Source organism: Stenotrophomonas sp. S49, assembly GCF_016624905.1.
In the GTDB taxonomy this organism is placed as follows: domain Bacteria; phylum Pseudomonadota; class Gammaproteobacteria; order Xanthomonadales; family Xanthomonadaceae; genus Stenotrophomonas.
Genome location: NZ_JACVUD010000002.1, coordinates 58,129 through 75,053 on the forward strand (window position 1 = coordinate 58,129; position 16,925 = coordinate 75,053).

At 63.6% G+C, this 16,925-nt stretch carries 14 protein-coding genes and 1 pseudogene; 10 read left to right on the forward strand and 5 right to left on the reverse strand.

Annotated features, from left to right (window positions below; translation table 11 throughout):
* The first annotated feature begins 166 nt into the window (after positions 1–166).
* Together IAE58_RS00805 and IAE58_RS00810 are read left to right on the forward strand one after the other, a co-directional pair.
* Complete coding sequence (locus tag IAE58_RS00805; protein ID WP_199932440.1) at positions 167–799, forward strand: DUF1629 domain-containing protein; 633 nt, start codon at positions 167–169, stop codon at positions 797–799.
* Positions 800–1,374: 575 nt separating this feature from the next.
* Positions 1,375–2,004, forward strand: a complete 630-nt coding sequence (locus IAE58_RS00810) for a DUF1629 domain-containing protein (protein WP_233614537.1) — start codon at positions 1,375–1,377, stop codon at positions 2,002–2,004.
* A gap of 194 nt (positions 2,005–2,198) precedes the next feature.
* Here IAE58_RS00810 and IAE58_RS00815 read toward each other — a convergent pair.
* A pseudogene (locus tag IAE58_RS00815) lies at positions 2,199–2,414 on the reverse strand (IS5/IS1182 family transposase); the annotation flags it as partial.
* Between the two features lie 461 nt (positions 2,415–2,875).
* On the opposite strand from IAE58_RS00815, the gene IAE58_RS00820 reads away from it, so the two are divergent.
* The 3 genes from IAE58_RS00820 to IAE58_RS00830 all read left to right on the forward strand — a co-directional run bounded on the left by IAE58_RS00820 (position 2,876) and on the right by IAE58_RS00830 (position 7,899).
* Positions 2,876–3,508, forward strand: coding sequence for a DUF1629 domain-containing protein (locus IAE58_RS00820; RefSeq protein ID WP_325166809.1), 633 nt, complete (start codon positions 2,876–2,878; stop codon positions 3,506–3,508).
* 325 nt (positions 3,509–3,833) lie between these two features.
* On the forward strand, positions 3,834–4,475 hold the full coding sequence (locus IAE58_RS00825) for a DUF1629 domain-containing protein (RefSeq protein WP_199932443.1): 642 nt from the start codon (positions 3,834–3,836) through the stop codon (positions 4,473–4,475).
* A 244-nt stretch (positions 4,476–4,719) separates the two neighbouring features.
* The gene (locus IAE58_RS00830) at positions 4,720–7,899 is read left to right on the forward strand and encodes an XVIPCD domain-containing protein (RefSeq protein WP_199932444.1); all 3,180 of its coding nucleotides are present in this window, start codon (positions 4,720–4,722) and stop codon (positions 7,897–7,899) included.
* Positions 7,900–7,946: 47 nt separating this feature from the next.
* Here the strand turns inward: IAE58_RS00830 and IAE58_RS00835 are convergent, their stop codons facing one another.
* From IAE58_RS00835 to IAE58_RS00850, 4 genes are all read right to left on the reverse strand, one after another.
* The gene (locus IAE58_RS00835; RefSeq protein ID WP_199932445.1) at positions 7,947–8,354 is read right to left on the reverse strand and encodes a TonB family protein; all 408 of its coding nucleotides are present in this window, start codon (positions 8,352–8,354) and stop codon (positions 7,947–7,949) included.
* A 95-nt stretch (positions 8,355–8,449) separates the two neighbouring features.
* Positions 8,450–10,114, reverse strand: coding sequence for a hypothetical protein (locus IAE58_RS00840; protein ID WP_199932446.1), 1,665 nt, complete (start codon positions 10,112–10,114; stop codon positions 8,450–8,452).
* A gap of 143 nt (positions 10,115–10,257) precedes the next feature.
* The gene (locus IAE58_RS00845) at positions 10,258–11,550 is read right to left on the reverse strand and encodes an XVIPCD domain-containing protein (RefSeq protein WP_199932447.1); all 1,293 of its coding nucleotides are present in this window, start codon (positions 11,548–11,550) and stop codon (positions 10,258–10,260) included.
* Between the two features lie 27 nt (positions 11,551–11,577).
* A complete protein-coding gene (locus IAE58_RS00850; protein WP_199932448.1) occupies positions 11,578–12,438 on the reverse strand; it encodes a hypothetical protein in 861 nt (286 codons plus the stop codon).
* Between the two features lie 325 nt (positions 12,439–12,763).
* On the opposite strand from IAE58_RS00850, the gene IAE58_RS00855 reads away from it, so the two are divergent.
* From IAE58_RS00855 to IAE58_RS00875, 5 genes are all read left to right on the forward strand, one after another.
* Positions 12,764–13,690, forward strand: coding sequence for an XVIPCD domain-containing protein (locus tag IAE58_RS00855; RefSeq protein ID WP_199932449.1), 927 nt, complete (start codon positions 12,764–12,766; stop codon positions 13,688–13,690).
* Positions 13,690–14,316: a hypothetical protein gene (locus IAE58_RS00860; RefSeq protein WP_199932450.1), complete on the forward strand. Its 627-nt coding sequence runs from the start codon at positions 13,690–13,692 to the stop codon at positions 14,314–14,316. The genes IAE58_RS00855 and IAE58_RS00860 overlap by 1 nt, the downstream gene beginning before the upstream one ends.
* 2 nt (positions 14,317–14,318) lie before the next feature.
* Complete coding sequence (locus IAE58_RS00865; protein ID WP_199932451.1) at positions 14,319–15,335, forward strand: XVIPCD domain-containing protein; 1,017 nt, start codon at positions 14,319–14,321, stop codon at positions 15,333–15,335.
* Positions 15,336–15,496: 161 nt separating this feature from the next.
* On the forward strand, positions 15,497–16,639 hold the full coding sequence (locus IAE58_RS00870) for a YncE family protein (RefSeq protein ID WP_164270589.1): 1,143 nt from the start codon (positions 15,497–15,499) through the stop codon (positions 16,637–16,639).
* A gap of 118 nt (positions 16,640–16,757) precedes the next feature.
* Positions 16,758–16,913, forward strand: a complete 156-nt coding sequence (locus IAE58_RS00875; RefSeq protein WP_199932452.1) for a hypothetical protein — start codon at positions 16,758–16,760, stop codon at positions 16,911–16,913.
* The last annotated feature ends 12 nt before the right edge of the window (positions 16,914–16,925 follow it).

Sequence of the window (16,925 nt, forward strand, 5' to 3'; positions counted from 1 at the left end):
TACTGATGCCGGATGCCAGCCGACGGGGAAGGCGACAGGGTGTGGTGTTTGAGAACCTCCCAGGCCTGCGCACGCTTCTGCTTAGGCGCTCGCCTGGAAATCTGGCAGCCTTGTCCTCTGCAGTCGATGACTGCGAGCTCTCGATCATTCGCTAGGACAGCTCCTCATGACATCGAATATTCCGAAGAAGGGCGAGTACTTCGAGTTGCGGCCAGATGCAAGGCGTCGCGGCAAGGGGCATGGCGTGATTTTTGTGAATGAATCGGAACTCAAGACGCCTCCAAAGTTTCTGCTGCGTCCGGATAGCGGTGGCTTCCCGGCTCTCCGCGAAGTTCCCCGTCTTGTGTACTACGAGAAGGAGGGGTGGCCACCTCAGGATCTTGAGGCAGGCATGAGTGGGTATTGGCTTGTCTCAGCACGGCTTCGACATGTCATGGAGACGGTGGATCCCGCGGCATTTGCGTTCAACGAAACCGATTACCGCTTCGCCGACGGAGCAAGCGGAGATTCGTACTTTCTATGTGACGTTGTAAGAACGTTGGACGCGCTGGACGAAGAGTCATCTCAGTTGAAGATCATTGTCAGCGATGACTACGAAGAGGGTAAGTACTATGGACTTACCGGCGATGTGCGTTTGGCGTTCAAACGGGAGGTCATTGGCGATGCACACGTGTTTCGCCTCCCGTACTACGAAGGTGTGTTCTGTGATCGTGTCTTCAAGGAGGCGGTGGAAGCCGCCGGAATAGTCACCAAGAGCTCTTCAAACGGGGTCTGGTTCCATGACGGGGTGACCGGCTGACATTGGAGGGTTCGTTGAGCAGCGAACGCACGGCTGTTGCCCCAGGGAGCATCGGAACGAAAGCCAGCCAGCTGAAATGTAGTAGTTGCCCTGGGGTTGCCAATGTCTTCTACAGAACGGCCCTGCCAGCATGCGACGCCTGCAGGCAAGATTTGGCTCGCGTTCGTCCCAGCAAAGTAGCTCGAGGATGAAAGAGGTAGACATGAGTAAGGTTGACCCGCCTAAAGGCATGTTCTATGTGCTCAGCCCCGATATCGGCGCGCCTGGTCGGGGGCACGGGGTTGAGTTGGACAATGAGGATGAGATCCCCTGGCCATGAATTCATGGGCGATCCGGCTGGAAGCGGTGGACTGGCTTCGCTGAAGGCGGTTCCCAGGCTTCGGTACGATTGCCTGATCGGTGACATGCCTTCGGATCTGCATGGCGGCTTCAAGGGCTACTGGCTGGTATCGCAGGCGCTTGGATTGAGGGAGCGCGGTCCAATGGGGCGGCTAGGGGCTCGCCGAGCTCTGACGGCAGCCTATTTCAGAGAGGATACGCAGTGTAACTGCGGTGACAGACGTGAGAGACGGAGAATGGCCAATCAGCATGCGTCCAAGAAGGGCGAGTTCTATCTGATCGACCCAGACACCCGGGGAGGCGCACGCGGTCACGGGATCACGCTGAGCAATGCCGATGATGTTCCACTCGCTGAGGCTCTGAGCTTGCCTGCGGGTAGTGGTGGGCTCAAAGCGCTGGCGGTCATGCCGCAATTGCGCTTCGACGTCAGCAAGGGCGAACTGCCTCTCGACCTGCAGGGCGGGCTCAAAGGCTATTGGCTGGTATCTGAGTCGTTGAAGCGGGTGCTTGAATCTGTAGATCCGGACGCGGTTTCCTTCGCTCGCTGCGAGTACGTCCAGGATAGTGATCAGGAGGGAGAGGCGCGCTTTCTCTGCGAGGTGGTGAGGACGCTCGATGCCATTGATGAAGCTGCGTCAGAGGTCAACGTGCGCACCGGCTACCCTGGTGGCAAGTACTACAGCCTCGCAGGCGGGGCGCGTCTTGCGTTCCATAAGGATGTTACCCGTGGATCGCATCTCTTCATGGATCTTCATTCTCGACGAATCTTCTGCGACAGAGTCATGAGGGATGCCCTTGTGGAGAGTGGGTTTGGTGGGTGCGAGCATCCGCGCGGGGTCTGGTTGGAGGATGCAGCTGACTACTGATCTCTGTCGATAGATTGGTTTCTGCTGCCAAGGAAGGGGCGATTTCAATGACAATTCTGCAAAGTCACCATGTTTTTGAGCAAGCTGAGTTTGACAGTCATCCTCTCCTGCAACTATTGGCGCAGGAGGGATTCATTGAGAAGCACGAATCCGCTAACAGAATCGATCAGCCAAGGAATGGGACCTAGAGCGTGTTATGGACGTTGAAGATGGCTGGCGGCATTTCCCAGCAGCAGGATACTGAAGACGACCAAGTGGAGCCCAGCCAATGTCTCAGGTAGGTGCTCGTAGTCCCGGGCCAGACGCCTGAAGGGGTTGACCCAACCCAAGCTGCTTTCGACCACCGAGCGACATGGTAGAAGCACAAAACCCTTCTTCGCTTCCTGCAGCTTCACCACGTGCAGCTGAATGTTCCGCTGAACAGCGCGAGCGTAGCTGCCAAGATCAGCTGTCTGCATGTTGAACTCCTTGACGGTCCTGGCCTTTGCCGGGGGCTGTGGTCCCCACCCGCAAGGCCAGAGTACCTCCCTGCGCTGGGCACGGCTGTATTCGAGTTCTCAGCCCGGTGCCTTGGAGACCTGGCCGGCGATGGGTTCCTCGCCGTGAGGGCGGGTGCAGGGTGTGACGCAGGTCCGTTCCATATGGGGTTTCATTGCATTCCGATTGCCCGAAGGCCCAGCCCCGAGTAAAAAGGGGCCGTTGCCGGCCATCGTGGATGAAGCCGTCCAAACATTGCTGCCGTTGGTTGCCGGCGCACGCGATTTGCCTTGGCACGGAATTGTATGCGAGAAGGCGGAGAAATCGGCGGCGGATGAAGCCGGGGCACCAAGGCGTGTGTACGGCAGAGAATGCTTCGAATCGGGAGATCAGAGTGAAAGAAGTCAACGCGCCGAGGAGTGGCGAGTTCTACCTCGTAACGCCGGATACCAGGGGTGGTGGCCGCGGACGAGGATTAGTGTTGGAGAACAAACAGGACATCCCGCTGGCACGCCACCTCAGTCTGCCGCCCGGAAGCGGGGGGCTCTCGGGCCTGAGGGATGTCCCGTGCCTTCGCTATGACAGTTCGATTGGAGAAATGCCCCGTGATCTTGAGGGAGGATTCAAAGGCTATTGGCTAGTCTCCGAGGCTTTCAAGAATCTACTTGAAAGAGTTGATCCGGAGGGGTTCGAGTTCAAGAAGTGCGCGTTTGTATCTGCGGATTTCTCTGCGGACAATTCATACTTTCTATGTGAAGTCGTTCGCACCTTGGATGCAATTGATCAGGCAGCATCCAACGTGGAAGTGCTCGTGGATGGATATCCAAATGGCAAGTTCTATGACATAGCTGGTGGCGCCAATCTCGCCTTTCGCAAGGACGTCGTAGCTGGATCCCATGTGTTCAGGACTCCGTTCACTGCAGACGTGTACTGCGATCGCGTCATGCGTGACGCGATGATTGAGTCTGGATTTGGAAACACTCCCCTCACGCGTGGAGTGTGGCTGATGGATGCTGCCAGCCTTTGATCGCCCAGCGAGCAATTCCGCACGAGAGTCATTGCGAAGGAGATCGCGAGAATGCAGTCCAATGGAGTGATCCTGCAGAGCCATCATCGCAACAACGTTGGACGCGTTGGATGAAGAGTCATCGCAGTTGAAGATCATTGTCAGCGATGACTATTAGGAGGGTGGCAGGACGAAAGCCAGCCACCTGAAATGTAGTCGTTGCGCTGTTGGATCCCTGGCCCCTGGGCGCTTGCTTGTGCGAGACCGAGCGCCCCATAGTGACAGTACTATGAGGAGGTAAGCTACTCCACCCTTCCGGCAGCGCATTGAATTCTAGGACAAGAGAATGGAACAGATGAGCCTCAATGGTCCCGAACTCGGACTGTACTACCTGTTTGCCCCTGATCTGGAGAGCCGTCGTGCCTTTCGAGGTGCTGAGTTTGACAATGAGCAGGAGTTGCTCACGCCCCCTCGACTCATTGTTCGCCCCGAGAAAGGCGGATTTCCTGCTCTTCGCGAGAAGCCGAGAATCATCTTTGATGCATCCAAAGGTCCCGCGCCCCGTGATCTTGAGGGAGGGTTCAGTGGCTACTGGCTCGTGTCGGAACGCTTGCACCGCGTAATGAATAAGGTGGACCCAGGGGCGTTTGAGTTCGCTGAGTGCGAAGTTCGTCTGCCTGATGGCGCGATTGGTCCTCGCTACTATCTTTGTGATGTGGTTCGCGAACTGGATGCGCTGGACGAGTCTGCTTCAAAGCTTGATATCGAGGTTGACGAAGATTTCGTGAACGGGAAGTTCTATTCCATTGCTGGAGGTGCGAAGCTGACATTTCGGTCGGAAGCTGTGGCTGATGCGCATGTCTTTCTGACGCCTTTCAGTACATTTGTTATTGCTGACCGAACGTTCGTTGACGCGGTGCGTTCTGCGGGTGTCCCCGGGAATTCGTTTGAAAGCGGAATATCATTCATAGACGCTGCAGATATTTGATTGTGTCGGGCTGCAAGGAAGGAGCCTTCAAATGCCTCGGACAGTACCTAGCTTTCAGCAGCACCACGCCATTGAGCACCAAACTCTGGGTAACAGTCGATTGCTAAGGGCGTTGACGAATTCCGGCCGCTTCGACATAGACGCGGATCTGAATCTGATCAATATGCCATCCGACAAAGCCCTTGCCCATGCGTTGGGAGTCTCTCCTCATAGCGGTGGTCCGATAAGAGACTATCGAGTGGGGTTGGATGACTATCTGGCGCGGCTAGAGCAAACCAAGGATGGTCGGGCTGCTATTTCCGGTGACTCCGACGCACTGGATCGCATTGCGGCGAAGGTGCACCGGCTGAGCGATGTTTCACAGATTGGCCTAGTCAATGGTGATCTACGTACGAACACGGCCTTAGGGCAGACCACGGACCAAGCGCGAGCACAGATCCAGCAGTTCTATCGAAAGCCAGATGAATATGCGGCTCGGTACGCTGGACAGCTTGCGGTACACGAACAAGCACCCATCATGTCCAGACAGTGGAGTGCTGTTACTTCGAGCGAGCAGCGAGTTGTCACGACGCTTCAGCATTTCCAAGCATCGGGACAGCCGTTAATTCGTGGTGGGAACATTGAACTCCAGCGAAGTGGCCTATCGGAAGCTATCACTGAAGCACACCGCGCTGGACGACTGCAGATGTCTCCGGGTGGCGTTCTGCTAGTTGAGTCGGCTCTCGGCGAAGAGACCGCGTCGCGCATACGTGTGCCGGTCAGGCAGCAAGGCGGCTTCGTAACCCTCGACCTCCTCATAGGCGAAGCCTCCGCCAGCCAGCTCGTCCGCTCCGGCGGTCTCCTCGCCTCCGGCGTGGACGCCATCCTGACCACCCAACGCATTTCCGAGCACCTGCAGCAGGGCAATGGCACAGCCGCCCAGTCCGAGTTCAACCACACACTCGCACGCAGTGGCGGTGGTTGGATGGGCGGTATGGCCACGGCATCGCTCATCGGAACCTCCAGCTTCGTGCCGGCGGCGGTGGTGGCGGCCGACGCGCTGTTCATGAGCAAGGCCTTCGACAAGGGCGCCGATCTGCTCGACAACCGCGCGGTGTATCAGCAGGAAGACGCGGCGGGTGTGCCTTGGAAGTTCGACGGGCTGAACTGGCAGCGCCAGGCGAAGCTGGAGAATGCCGCCGAACGTTCGCCCAACGCTGTCGAGTTCAGCGTGGGTGCCAGCTATGAAAAGGCGCGTGAGCTGGGTGCCAAGGCCAGCGTGCGTGCGGTCGAGTTGGCACTGGGCAAGGCGCCCGAGCCGCAGAACCCGTTCAACCTTCCCGCTGGCCCGCAGGATGTGAACGGTCTGGACAACCAGAACTGGCAGCGCGATCCGCAGACCGAGCAATGGATCCGACAGGTCAAGACAGACGTGGTGGGGGCCAACGATCGCGGCGTGTACGAAACCCAGATAGCCACCCCGGAACGTGCGGCCGAGTTGAACCGGCAGGCCGTGCAGCGCATCGAAGACAACATCGCGCATGGCAAGGCGGCAATCGCAGCCAGCTACCTGGAAGCGCGCGCGGCAAGCCGCGCCAGTGATTTCGTGCCCTTGGTGCCGGACGCCGTGGACGCGGCGCGCGCCAAGCCCGATGCCATTCTTGGGTCCGACAACACCCTGTATCACCGCGATGCGGCTGGGCAATGGTCGCACCAGGGTGTAGTGGCCCAGGGCAACATGGCGTTGGAGCTGGAGCTGACCCGAACCATCCAGCAGCCATCGCTGGATGCGCTCGAGCGCAGCCTTGCCGAACTGGAGGCCAGGCCGGCACCCACGAATGCGGAGATGAACCGCAACGAGGTCCGGCATAGATACGCTTCGGCCGGCATCACGCCTTCGCCGCAATGGATGGACGCCATCGAGCTGGCAATGGAGCGTACACGCAGCCAGCACGGCATCAATGGGCCCACACTGCAGCAATTGGCGCCCGCGGTGGACGGCGTCGCGGGTGAATCGCGCGCCATCACCCATTACCAGGTGGGCGAAGACGGCGTGGCCCGGCCGGTTGCCACGACAACCACCGAAGAGCTGCAGGCGGCGTGGCGTGAAGTGCGCGAGCGCGCTGGTGAGCAGGCGCCGATACCCGAGTCGCCCGAGCTGCGTATTGCCGCACTGTCGCCGCGCGAACAAGAGGCGTACCAGCAGGCGCTGCAGGAGGCGAATCGGCAGGGCGCGGCTACGGTGGATGCAGGGCAGGTGGCGTCGGCTGCTGCACAGCATGCGCGGCCGGACGATCCCGCACCTGCCGACGCGCGCGACGCCGTCGCCGAAGCACAGCGCGCAGCGGAACGGCATCGCCCGCCCACGCCCGTTGAGCCGACGGCTGCAGCTGCGCCACCGGTGCTGCCGGCTGGCCCAACACGGGAGCGCGATCCCAATGCACTGCTGCCGATGGATGACCCACGCACCTCCCAGCCATCCCGGCAGGTTGAGGAAGCTGCAGAGCTCGAGCGGCGCACCGAAGCGGCGCAGCACCCGGCGGCGCAGGTAGAGGCCGAACGTCCCGCTACCACGCATTCCACGCCGGTGGCTGCCGAGCCGTCGCTGCAGCCGAGCCACGACACTACGCCTGAGTCACTGCCAACGCAGGCCGAGGCAGCGCCTTTCACTGCGCAGCGTGTGCGGGACGAGCCCTCAGAACGCGAGCCCATTGCCCACGCGAGCACTGTGGTCGCAGACCAACTGCCCCTGCCCCCTGCGCCGGACGTGCAGATGGAACCTGCAGCGCCGCTGCAGAACGAACCGGAGGCGACACAGGTTGTGCCAGAGGGAACTGCGGAACAGCCCGCCGTCGATCGCGCCGTAGCGCCTGACGGCGAGCAGCCCGCAGTCAAGCCTGCGCCAGCGCCCGAGGTGGTGCTTGAGGAGGCTGTACCCGAACCTGCGGCACCCGCATCTGCGCCCCAGCCCGGCGCTGTTGAGCCGCTGCAGGGCGCGCCTGAGGACACAACGAACCCCACGCGCCAGGGCCATGCCGACTACTCGCTTTACCAGCAGATCTGCGAGCGCGTGCAGGACCTGGACGCCCGTTACGGCCGCAGCTTTGATGCAACCAGCGAGCGGGTGGCCGCCAGCCTGCTGGTGCTGGCCAAGGACAACGACCTGGAGCGGGTGGACCACGTGCTGGTCAGCAACGCCACCGCGGAGCATCCCGCTGGCCACCGGCTGTTCGTGGTGCAGGGTGATCCGGCCGACCCCGCCCACCGGCGCGCCGACATGCCCACCGAGCAGGCGGTGCAGACACCGGTGGAGGAATCGCTGCAGGCCTTCGATGCGGTCAGCCAGGAGGCGGCGCAGCGTGCAGCGGCCAATCTTGCGCAGCAGCAGCTGGAGGACGAGCGCGTGCAGCAGGACATACAGGTGCGTGCGGCCAGTGCGGGCTAGACCGCTTGCACGGCGCGTGCGCTCAGCTCCCGCCTGGCTCTGGCCTATCAGTCTTCCGCCAGGAACTGCACCTTCACCCGCAACCGCACCGGAACTGCAACGCCATCGATCACCACCGGCTCGAACCGCCACTGGTTGATCGTGCTGAACGCCGCACGATCCACGTCACGCAGGCGGCTGGAGAGCTCCACCAACACATCGGTCACCACACCGGTGGCATCCACATCGGCCGCCACGACTATCGGCAACGGCGGTGCCTGGACACCCTCGGGCAGGCGCGGCAGCGGCGCATACAGCGTGGCGGGGGCGTGTTCCAGCACGAAGCCGGTGTTGTCACCGGGTTCTACAAACACCTCGGTGGTAACAGCGGGCGTTTCGGCGCCGGCCGCAGCAAAAGGCGCGCCACAGGCGAGCGCCGCCAGTGCCAGCGCCAGCATCACAGTGAATCGAGACATCGGGAATCTCCGTTTCCAGTGCCAGCCAGCGTAACGCCTGGCGACACTTTTCCACCGAAAGGAAAACCCCCGAAGCGAACCTCGGGGGCCGTGCATTACACCTGTTCCACCGTCTGCTGGCGTTGCGGCAGCTCCGGCGGGCGTGCGCCTTGGCTCATCACCTCACGCACCTGGTGTTCCTGCTGGTAGAACTGGCCGGCCCGATCCTGCGCATCGCGGCTGTAGTCCTCAAAGACGCCGAACAGGGCGCGCGATTCGTCCGGCAGCAGGTCCAGCGCGGTGATGTGGCGCTTGCCGCCACGCGTGAAGGCCACCGAGGTCACTTCGGCCACGCAGACCGCCACCCGCAGCGGCCCGAAGCGCACGGCGCCCTCGGCCAGCGTGCCGTTGCCGGCGTAGGCATTGCCGGCCACGCGCTTGGCGCGGTGGTAGGTGCCGCGGTAGCTGACCCGGTACACGGTGGACTGGAAGTCCACGCGGTTCCACAGTTTATGCGCCGAAGCCAGCGCGAACTGCGCCGAGGAAATGAAGCCCAGTGCGATCAGACCCATCATGGCTGCGCCGCTGCTGCGCGCGTACAGGAAGGCGAACACCACGCCCACCAGGCCCAGCACCAGGCCGAACAGGCCCAGCGCCAGCAGCGGTCGCTGCGTGTCCGAGTTCCAGGCGGCACTGAACGCTTCGGCCAAGCGCGGTGCGCTCTGGTCGGCGCGCACGCGCGGTTCGGTTTCCAGCAGCAGGTGGCCGTCGAAGGCATCATTGCTGACCTCGTGGTCCTGCGCGTAGTACTGGCTGGGGTAGGGCATGCGCGTCTTCAGGCGCTCCAGCAGGCCGCTGGTCAGATCGGGCATCTGCAGATCCTCGCGCACCAGATGGCGCGCGGCCGAGGCGCTGTAGCCGCCGGTCTGGGCGATGAGCGAAACGGTGAACAACGCGCTGGCGATCAGCGCACTGCCCAGCACCGCGATGGTGGGCAGCACGACGGTGGCCACGGCGAAGGGCGGCGTCGGCACCTGCACCGGCGACAAGGTGATGGCCAGCGGGCCGGCAATGGACACCAGCAGCAGCGCCACCATCGCCCCCCAGCGCGGTGCGGGCACGGTGTTGGGGGCCGCTTCCATGGCGCCGCGGCGGATGGCCGCCAAGGTGGCGAAGGGCTTCAGCAGCAGCACGGCCAGCGCGAAGTACAGGCCGGCCATCCAGGCAAAGGCCGCAGGCTGGGCGAACACCCACGCCAGCGCGAAGCTGACCAGCACACCGGCCAGATACACGGCGCGGCGCAGCTGGGTTTCGGCATGCCAGCGGATGGCCGACGGCGCGTTGATCAGGTGTGGCACCAAGCCGTACAGCATGGACAGCAGCGGATCATCCGGGCGCTGGCGCACGGTGATGCCGTCGTTGATGAGCCCCACCAGGTGGTTGCTGACCGAGCCGGTGCCCGACGGCACCGCAATCTGCCCGGCCTCGCCCGGCAGGACGGTGAAGCGGAAGTAGCGCATGGCCACGCCCATATGCACGCCGCCCAACAGCAGCAGGGTCAGGCCGGTCATGGCACGGCCGACCGAGCCCAGGCCCATGGCGCGTACCTGTTCGGCGTTACTGACGCCCAGCAGCAGCACCAGGCCCATCACCATGGCGAATGCGCCCAGGGTGAGGTGCAGGGTGTTGGGCAGACGCATCGGGTTGACGGTGGCGGCCTGGGACGGCGGCGTGCTGTATTCGGTGCTCATCGGGTTCTCGAACGGGCGCTTGAACGGCATTAGCGGCGGGTTCGGGAGATTCTTGAGATGCAGGCGGGGATATCCAGGCGCTGCTTTAGCAGTGGCGGATCGAACTGCTGCCGGACTGATCGGGTCGGCCGTGCAGGGCGCATGCGCTGCCCTCTGCACGGCCCACGGACGGCTCACGCCATCCGCATCGCTTCCCGCTGCACCTGCTGGGAGCTCTCCACATCCTGCACCTGCCGCTGCGCCAGGGCGTCCAGCTGCCGGTAGCTCTGCTCGGGCGGTGCCTGCACGGCCTGTTCGGCGGACATCGCTACACGCTGGTGGGCCGGGTCATCCAGCGCGCCCTGCACCAGGAACACATTCTGCCCCGCACCCCCTGGCCCGCTGGCCTTGCCGAGTATCACGTGGTCCACCTGGCTGAGGTTGTTCTCCTTGGCCAGCACCGTCAGGCGCGCGGTCAGGCCATCAGGGTCATTGCCCAGCACCGGGCCGTGTTCGGCCTGCAGGCTGGCTACCTGGCCGCGGATCTGCCGGTATACCGGATCGTTGGCGTGATCGAGGCGGTTGGCAGCCAGCTGCGTTTCGAGGCCACCGCGCTCCAGTGGCTCGTTCAGCACTACCTTGGGTGTATCCAAGTGGGTGCGGTAGTTGTCCTCGGGGTGGAAGTGCGTTGCCTTCTCCGCGCGCTCCAGGCGCACGGCACGGGCGTCGTCCAGCGAGGCGATGATCTTCGGGTTGTGCTCGCGCAGTGGAATGCTGCCAGGCACCTGCAGGTACCAGGCCTGTTCCTTTTCCGAATACATGTGATACGAACTGCGCGAGCCGATGACGTTGGGATCGCTGCTGGGCAGCGCCTCGGCCATCAGCGAGACTTCGTACAGGCCAAGCCGGCCGATATAGCCAGTGGCGCCGAGCGGAGACATGGCCAGGTACGCGCTACCCAGCGTGTTGATCGCGCGCTGGGTACCGCCGACATCGTTGTTGAGCATTTCCTTCCAGACTTCCTCGGCCTTGCCCTCGCCGCGTTCCTTGCGCGTGGCTTCCAGCAGAACACGTGGCGTCCAGCAGTTGGGGTCTAGGTGGTGGCGCTTGAAGGCTTCATCGTGCGCCTGCTGCACATCGCGGCCGGGAAGGTTCAAGGCCAGGTCGGGGCGCTTGGCCTCCATCCAGTGCTGGCGACGTTCCAGGTCGCGGTGCAGCAAGGTCTGGCCGAAGGCCTCCCACTCGCGCTCGGTCAGGTTGCGGTTCTGCAGGGCCGGGTTGCGCTCGTGCTGGTCGCGGGCCTGCGACTGCGCGTAGGCATTGGCGACCTGGCCCGGCAGGTTGTCGTTGCGCACCACGCCCAGGGCCAGCAGACCGTAGCCGTCGGACTGTTCCTTGTGTGCCAGGTAGCTCCAGTAGCGCTCGCGGTTACCGCTGTCTGCGTATTCCTTGAGGATCTCCAGATCCTTGCGGGTCAATTCACCCATGTGCCGTTCCTCCTGAACCGTGGTCGGTTACCGCAGCTTGTAGCGGGCCAGCAGGGCGCGTGTGGCGTCCTCGACGGCCTTCCAGTCCTTGAGCAGCACGCGCGGATAGATCGCGCGCACCGACAACCCATCCTGCGGATCGATGAAGGTATGCAGGCAGGTGGCCACCGGCACATCGGGGTCATCCACCAGCGTGGTGCCCTGCACGGTCAGGCCCTCGTTCCCATCCTGCGGCGGGTTGCAGGTGATGAAGGTTGCCAGCGCGCCCTGTGCGTCGCGGGCGATGTACCACTCCTGGTCGGTTTCGGGCGAGCGCACTGGCGGCGCGCCGCGCTGCGCGGCATAGGCCTGGGAAAACTGCGCCATGCGGGTTTCATCAATGGCGTACGGGGTGAGCCCGAAATGCGGCGTGCCGGCGGTGCGCAGGTCCAGCCGACGGCGTGGGTCGTCACGGTTGATCGAGCCGTCCTCGGTGGTCGCTTCGGTGCTGGTCTTGCGTGGCAGCAGCTCGGCGATGGGCACTGCGTCGATGTAGTCCAGCGACAGGCTGATGGCGCGGTGGTGGTCGGACATGCTGCGCGAGGCGCGCGTGCCCGGCGGTGCCGCCTGCAGGTCGGGCCACAGAAGGGTGAGGCCGACGCCGCCGCCCACCGCCGGACCCATCTGGTCGTCGTACAGGTTGGCGGGGAAGGCGTAGCGGTGCGGGCCCAGCGCGGCTTCCACGGGGGCGGTGGTGTAGGTATAGCCGTCCACGGTGTGGAACTGTGCGGTATTGGTCATGGGGGTTTCCCGGTGCTCCGGTTCCTTGGAGGGAGCCTTGCTGCAGGCTGTGCTGCTTGCCAAGGCGATGGCCAGGGCCAACCAGCGGCCCGGCGGTGGCAGGTTCATGCGGCCGTTCCTTGCGGTGTACGAAGCACTATATTGCAGCTTCTGCGGCGTGCGCCACGACGCCTGTCACGCTCCAAGCGGTTTTGGAAGGATGAGGGACGCAGCTGCTCGGTGGCGGCATCCTTTTCCACTGCCCAAGGCAAAGCCGCTGGTGCTTGCTGGCGCTTGGCGCAAGATGGTCTGGACGTGTTTCTCGTGCCTCAGTGTTCGCTGGTTCACACATTCAGCATGCCAATTGCGTCACCACCCCCACCTCCACCTGCCGCTCCACCCACCTGTGCGATCATCCGGCCAGGACCGCAGTACCCAACAAGGCAAAGCAGGCATGGAGCAGGCAACACGCTATACCGTCACCGTATTCCTGGCCGCGCCGGGCACCCCGCTGAAGAGTGGCGGCAGCTCGCCGCGCGGGCAGATGTTCCTGCAGGTGGCCGCCGGTGACGAGGCCCACAGCTACGGCTTCGCGCCACCGCGGCTGTCGCCGGGCGAAACCGCCAGCGGCGTGCAGTACGCACAGGTGCGCCACGACGATGCCGACGAGCACGTGGACCCGTACTACAGCCGCACGCTGGAAATTACCGAGGAGCATTACGGCTGCCTGCGCGATTTTGCCGAGGAACCGGCCGAGTTCGAATTCGACGTGGACCGCCCGGCCACCATCAACCGTTGCAGCGATTTCGTCTGGGCCGCGCTGAACTACGCGCGCCTGCACCCGCTGCCCGCGCCGCTGGATGGTGGCAGCGACCTGGGCGAATTCGCCGTGCTGTTCAACCTGCCGGAAATCCAGTGCATTGCCGCACCGTTCCCGGACAGCGATCTGAACGCCGAGCATCACCACCCGATGCCCGAGCGCGAGGCCGAACTGCATCGCCAGGGGGTACGCCCTGACGATCAACCGCCGCCCACGCCCATTGAAGTGGCCGGCACGCTGCTGGACCCCTCGCACCCCGACCATCGGTTGTTCGCACAGCTGATCCAGAAAGTGGCCGAGCTGGATGCCGCACACGGGCGCACCTTCGATGACACCAGCCAGCGCATCAGCGCCAGCCTGCTGGTGCTGGCCAAGCAGAACAACCTGTCACGCGTGGACCACGTGCTGCTCAGTCGCCCCACCCAGGACAGCCCCGCCGCCGGCAGCATCTTCATCGTGCAGGGCGACCGCAACGACCCAGGGCACCGCCGCGCCAGCATTGCCACCGAAGTGGCGGCGCAGACCGACGTGGCCGATTCGCTGCGGTTGAAGGAGCAGTGATGCGGGCGGTGCGTGCTGTTGTTGCATCTGCGGCGCTTGCCTTGCTGATGGGCTGCGGCAGTGGTTCGTCACCGCAAGCGCCGAAGCTGCTCACCCGCGTCGAGGCCGACGCCCGTAACGTGGTGCCGTTCACCCGCGGCGTGCGGTTGGACAAGGCGGGGCGGATCGTGGATGCGACGTTTGATGCAGCGGAGCCCGATCGGTCCGCCACCCCAACGTTGATCATCGGACTCAGAAGCGAGGGTAAGGAGCCGGCAGAGGCGCACGCAGCGACCGCCGCCATCCAGCGCGACGGACTCAAGGCGCGTGTAGTACTGGAACGGCTGGATACCCCTTCGCCCAAGCCCATTCCGTTGTGGAGAGTTTCCGACGACGGTCGCAGCCAAGTGCAGCTGGCAACGGACATTGTGGGTGAGCGGTTATGGGCCGCGGATGTTGCAGTTAGCACCTTGGCTGAAGCGGGGCTCTACTCCCAGCAGCTGAGCTATGGCGAACTGCAGTGGGCCAGCGCGGGGCTAGGAGAGCGAGGCCGATATCGCCTGCGGATTGATCTACTTGAGGATCGTCCTGATCTGGAAGGACTCCAGATTGATGTGATGGTTGGCTACCAACAACGTGGGAAGTAAACATGAAGAACGACTCTTCTGAACGAATCACCCTGACCGTTCACCTGGCCGCACCGGGTACGCCCTTGGTGGCGTTGGAGAACAATGAGCGGAAGCAGGTTGGCGCCTCCGATGTCGGGCACATGTTCCTGTCAGTTGATCGCGTTGGCTCCGGCGAGCCGCAGCAGAGCTTCGGGTATACGCGAACGCCAATTCCCGGTAACAGTGATCTCGGGAAGGTTGTCGATTACGACCTTCGTACGTATGAGAACCCTCGCTACCAACGCACGATCGAGATTACGCAGGAGCAGTACGACAAGATCGTCGAGTTCGCGAAGGATCCCGCCAAGCATGGCTTCGACGTAAAGAACTACAACCTCGCCTCCAACTCCTGCGTGGATTTCGCCTGGGGCGCCTTGAACCACGCCGGTATCCACGGCAACACCATTTTTGGTGAATTCAAGACGTACGAAGGCACCTTGAAGGTGCTGGACAACATCGGGCCGGTGCAGAGCATCCGGCCGCAGGTGAAAGGCAGTGAGCTGGACCGGGAAGAATGGAAGCCGATGCCCGAGCAGACCAACGCGATACAGCGGTGGTCCACCGATGCCAATGATCCCGCCCGTGCGGGTGCCTTGGCGTGGACCGGTACGCCCGCAGATCCCAGCCACGCCGATAACCCTCGCCTGAATCAGATTCACGAGCGCGTCGTTGCGATGAATGCCTTCGGCGCAGACAGCGCCAACGTCAGCGCCAGCCTGCTCGCGCTGTCCAAGGAGCAGCAGTTCGCCCGCGTGGACGACGTGCTGCTCGGCGAGCGCCGCGGCGACGTAGCGCCCAACCTGTTCATCGTGCAGGGCGATCGCGCCGATCCAGCGCACCTGCGCGCCAGCCTGCCGGCGGATGTGGCGGCGCAGACCCCGGTGGCGGCTTCGTTCGAGCGCATCGAACAGCTTGCCCAGGCCCAGCCGCAGCGCGACGCACAGCGCGTGCAGGAGGACCAGCAGCTGCAGCAGTCGCAAGGCCCGCGCATGGCCTGAGGCCTCCGACCGGCCGCACCCGGCCCATGCCCCAGCCCCACCTGCTACCATTGGCCTGCTAACCCAGCCAGCCCACCCTGCGCAGACAGATGCGGGGCGGGCCGTCGCAGTACGGCCCAGCGAGCCAGGACACCCTCCCGTGCCCTTTCAAGGATGCTCGCATGAACCGTTTGTCGCTTTTCCGCTCGGCCGCACTGGCCGTGGCCATCTCGCTCAGCGTGGGCGCGCCGTCGGCCTTCGCCGATAACGCCGCCGCCGCCACCCGCACCACCACCGCCGTGCAGCGCCAGGCCGTTGCCCAGGGCCTGTACGAGCTGGCCTACAGCCCCAGCCAGAAGGCCGTGTTCGTCGCCTCGTCCGGTGGCTTCGGCGACAACGCCGGCCCGTCGCAGGTGCTGCGCCTGGACCCGACCACGCTGGCCGTGCAGACCCGCATTCCGCTGGAGCGCAAGGCCTTCGGTGTGGTGCTGGACGATGCCCACAACCGCCTGTACGTGGGCAACACCGTGGACACCTCGGTGACCGTGGTCGACACCGCGCAGAACAAGGCCATCGGCACCGTGCAGCTGATGGAAAAGAAGGTGGGCAAGGACGGCAAGGCCGGCTACACCCACGACCTGCGCGAGCTGGTGGTCGACAGCGCGGCCAACCGCCTGTACGTCACCGGTCATTCCGGCGAAGGCAGCGTGCTGTTCGTGGTTGATACCACCACACTGAAGCTGATCGACACCATTCCGGGCCTGGGCAAGGCCAAGGCCCCCGGCCTGGCGCTGGATGCAGCCAACAAGCGCGTGTACACCAGCAACCTGCTGGCCGATCTGGTGGTGGTGGGCACCGATTCGAAGAAGGTGGTGGCCGAGCACAAGATCGCCGCCGAGCAGCCGATGAACATCGCGGTGGACCCGGACGGCAAGCGCCTGTTCGTGACCGACCAGGGTTCGGAGATGATCCGTAACTACATGACCAAGAGCAGCGAGGGCTTCACCAGCAAGCACCCGGGCCAGCGCGTGCTGGTGCTTGACCGCAGCACCGGCAAGGAACTGGCCAGCATCCCCACCGATGCCGGCCCGCTCGGCATCCTGCTGGATGCACCGCGCAAGCGCCTGTACGTCACCAACCGCGATGGCGGTACGGTCACCGCCTTCGACAGCAACAGCTACCAGAAGGTCGCCACGTACGACGTGCCCACCCACCCGAACAGCCTGGCGCTGGATGCGAAGAACAACGTGCTGTACGTCAGCATCAAGAATGGCGAAAAGGATGCCAAGGGCAGCGAAGAAAGCGTCGCCCGCATCCAGCTGTAACGCAGTAGCGCCAGGCCATGCCTGGCGAGCGGAGATGGGGTAGCGCCAGGCCATGCCTGGCGAGAGAAGATGGGGTAGCGCCAGGCCATGCCTGGCGGCTTTCCGCAGGAAAGGCAGGGTGCAGACCCTGCCTTTTTCCTTTCCGGCCCACGGGAAAACCGTGGCCCAGGTCATCTTTCAGATTTGCCTTACAGGCGTGTTCACAAGCCTGTGCGAAGATTCGGCCATCGGCCTGGCCACACGCTGGCACGGCCCTGATGGAATGCCGATCTGACCCATGGACGCC

Bases quoted from the DNA above. Each gene is read 5' to 3' on its own strand.
- IAE58_RS00805 (WP_199932440.1), top strand. From the start codon at position 167: ATGACATCGAATATTCCGAAGAAGGGCGAGTACTTCGAGTTGCGGCCA.
- IAE58_RS00810 (WP_233614537.1), top strand. From the start codon at position 1,375: ATGGCCAATCAGCATGCGTCCAAGAAGGGCGAGTTCTATCTGATCGAC.
- IAE58_RS00825 (WP_199932443.1), top strand. From the start codon at position 3,834: ATGGAACAGATGAGCCTCAATGGTCCCGAACTCGGACTGTACTACCTG.
- IAE58_RS00835 (WP_199932445.1), bottom strand. From the start codon at position 8,354: ATGTCTCGATTCACTGTGATGCTGGCGCTGGCACTGGCGGCGCTCGCC.
- IAE58_RS00840 (WP_199932446.1), bottom strand. From the start codon at position 10,114: ATGCCGTTCAAGCGCCCGTTCGAGAACCCGATGAGCACCGAATACAGC.
- IAE58_RS00845 (WP_199932447.1), bottom strand. From the start codon at position 11,550: ATGGGTGAATTGACCCGCAAGGATCTGGAGATCCTCAAGGAATACGCA.
- IAE58_RS00850 (WP_199932448.1), bottom strand. From the start codon at position 12,438: ATGAACCTGCCACCGCCGGGCCGCTGGTTGGCCCTGGCCATCGCCTTG.
- IAE58_RS00855 (WP_199932449.1), top strand. From the start codon at position 12,764: ATGGAGCAGGCAACACGCTATACCGTCACCGTATTCCTGGCCGCGCCG.
- IAE58_RS00860 (WP_199932450.1), top strand. From the start codon at position 13,690: ATGCGGGCGGTGCGTGCTGTTGTTGCATCTGCGGCGCTTGCCTTGCTG.
- IAE58_RS00865 (WP_199932451.1), top strand. From the start codon at position 14,319: ATGAAGAACGACTCTTCTGAACGAATCACCCTGACCGTTCACCTGGCC.
- IAE58_RS00870 (WP_164270589.1), top strand. From the start codon at position 15,497: ATGAACCGTTTGTCGCTTTTCCGCTCGGCCGCACTGGCCGTGGCCATC.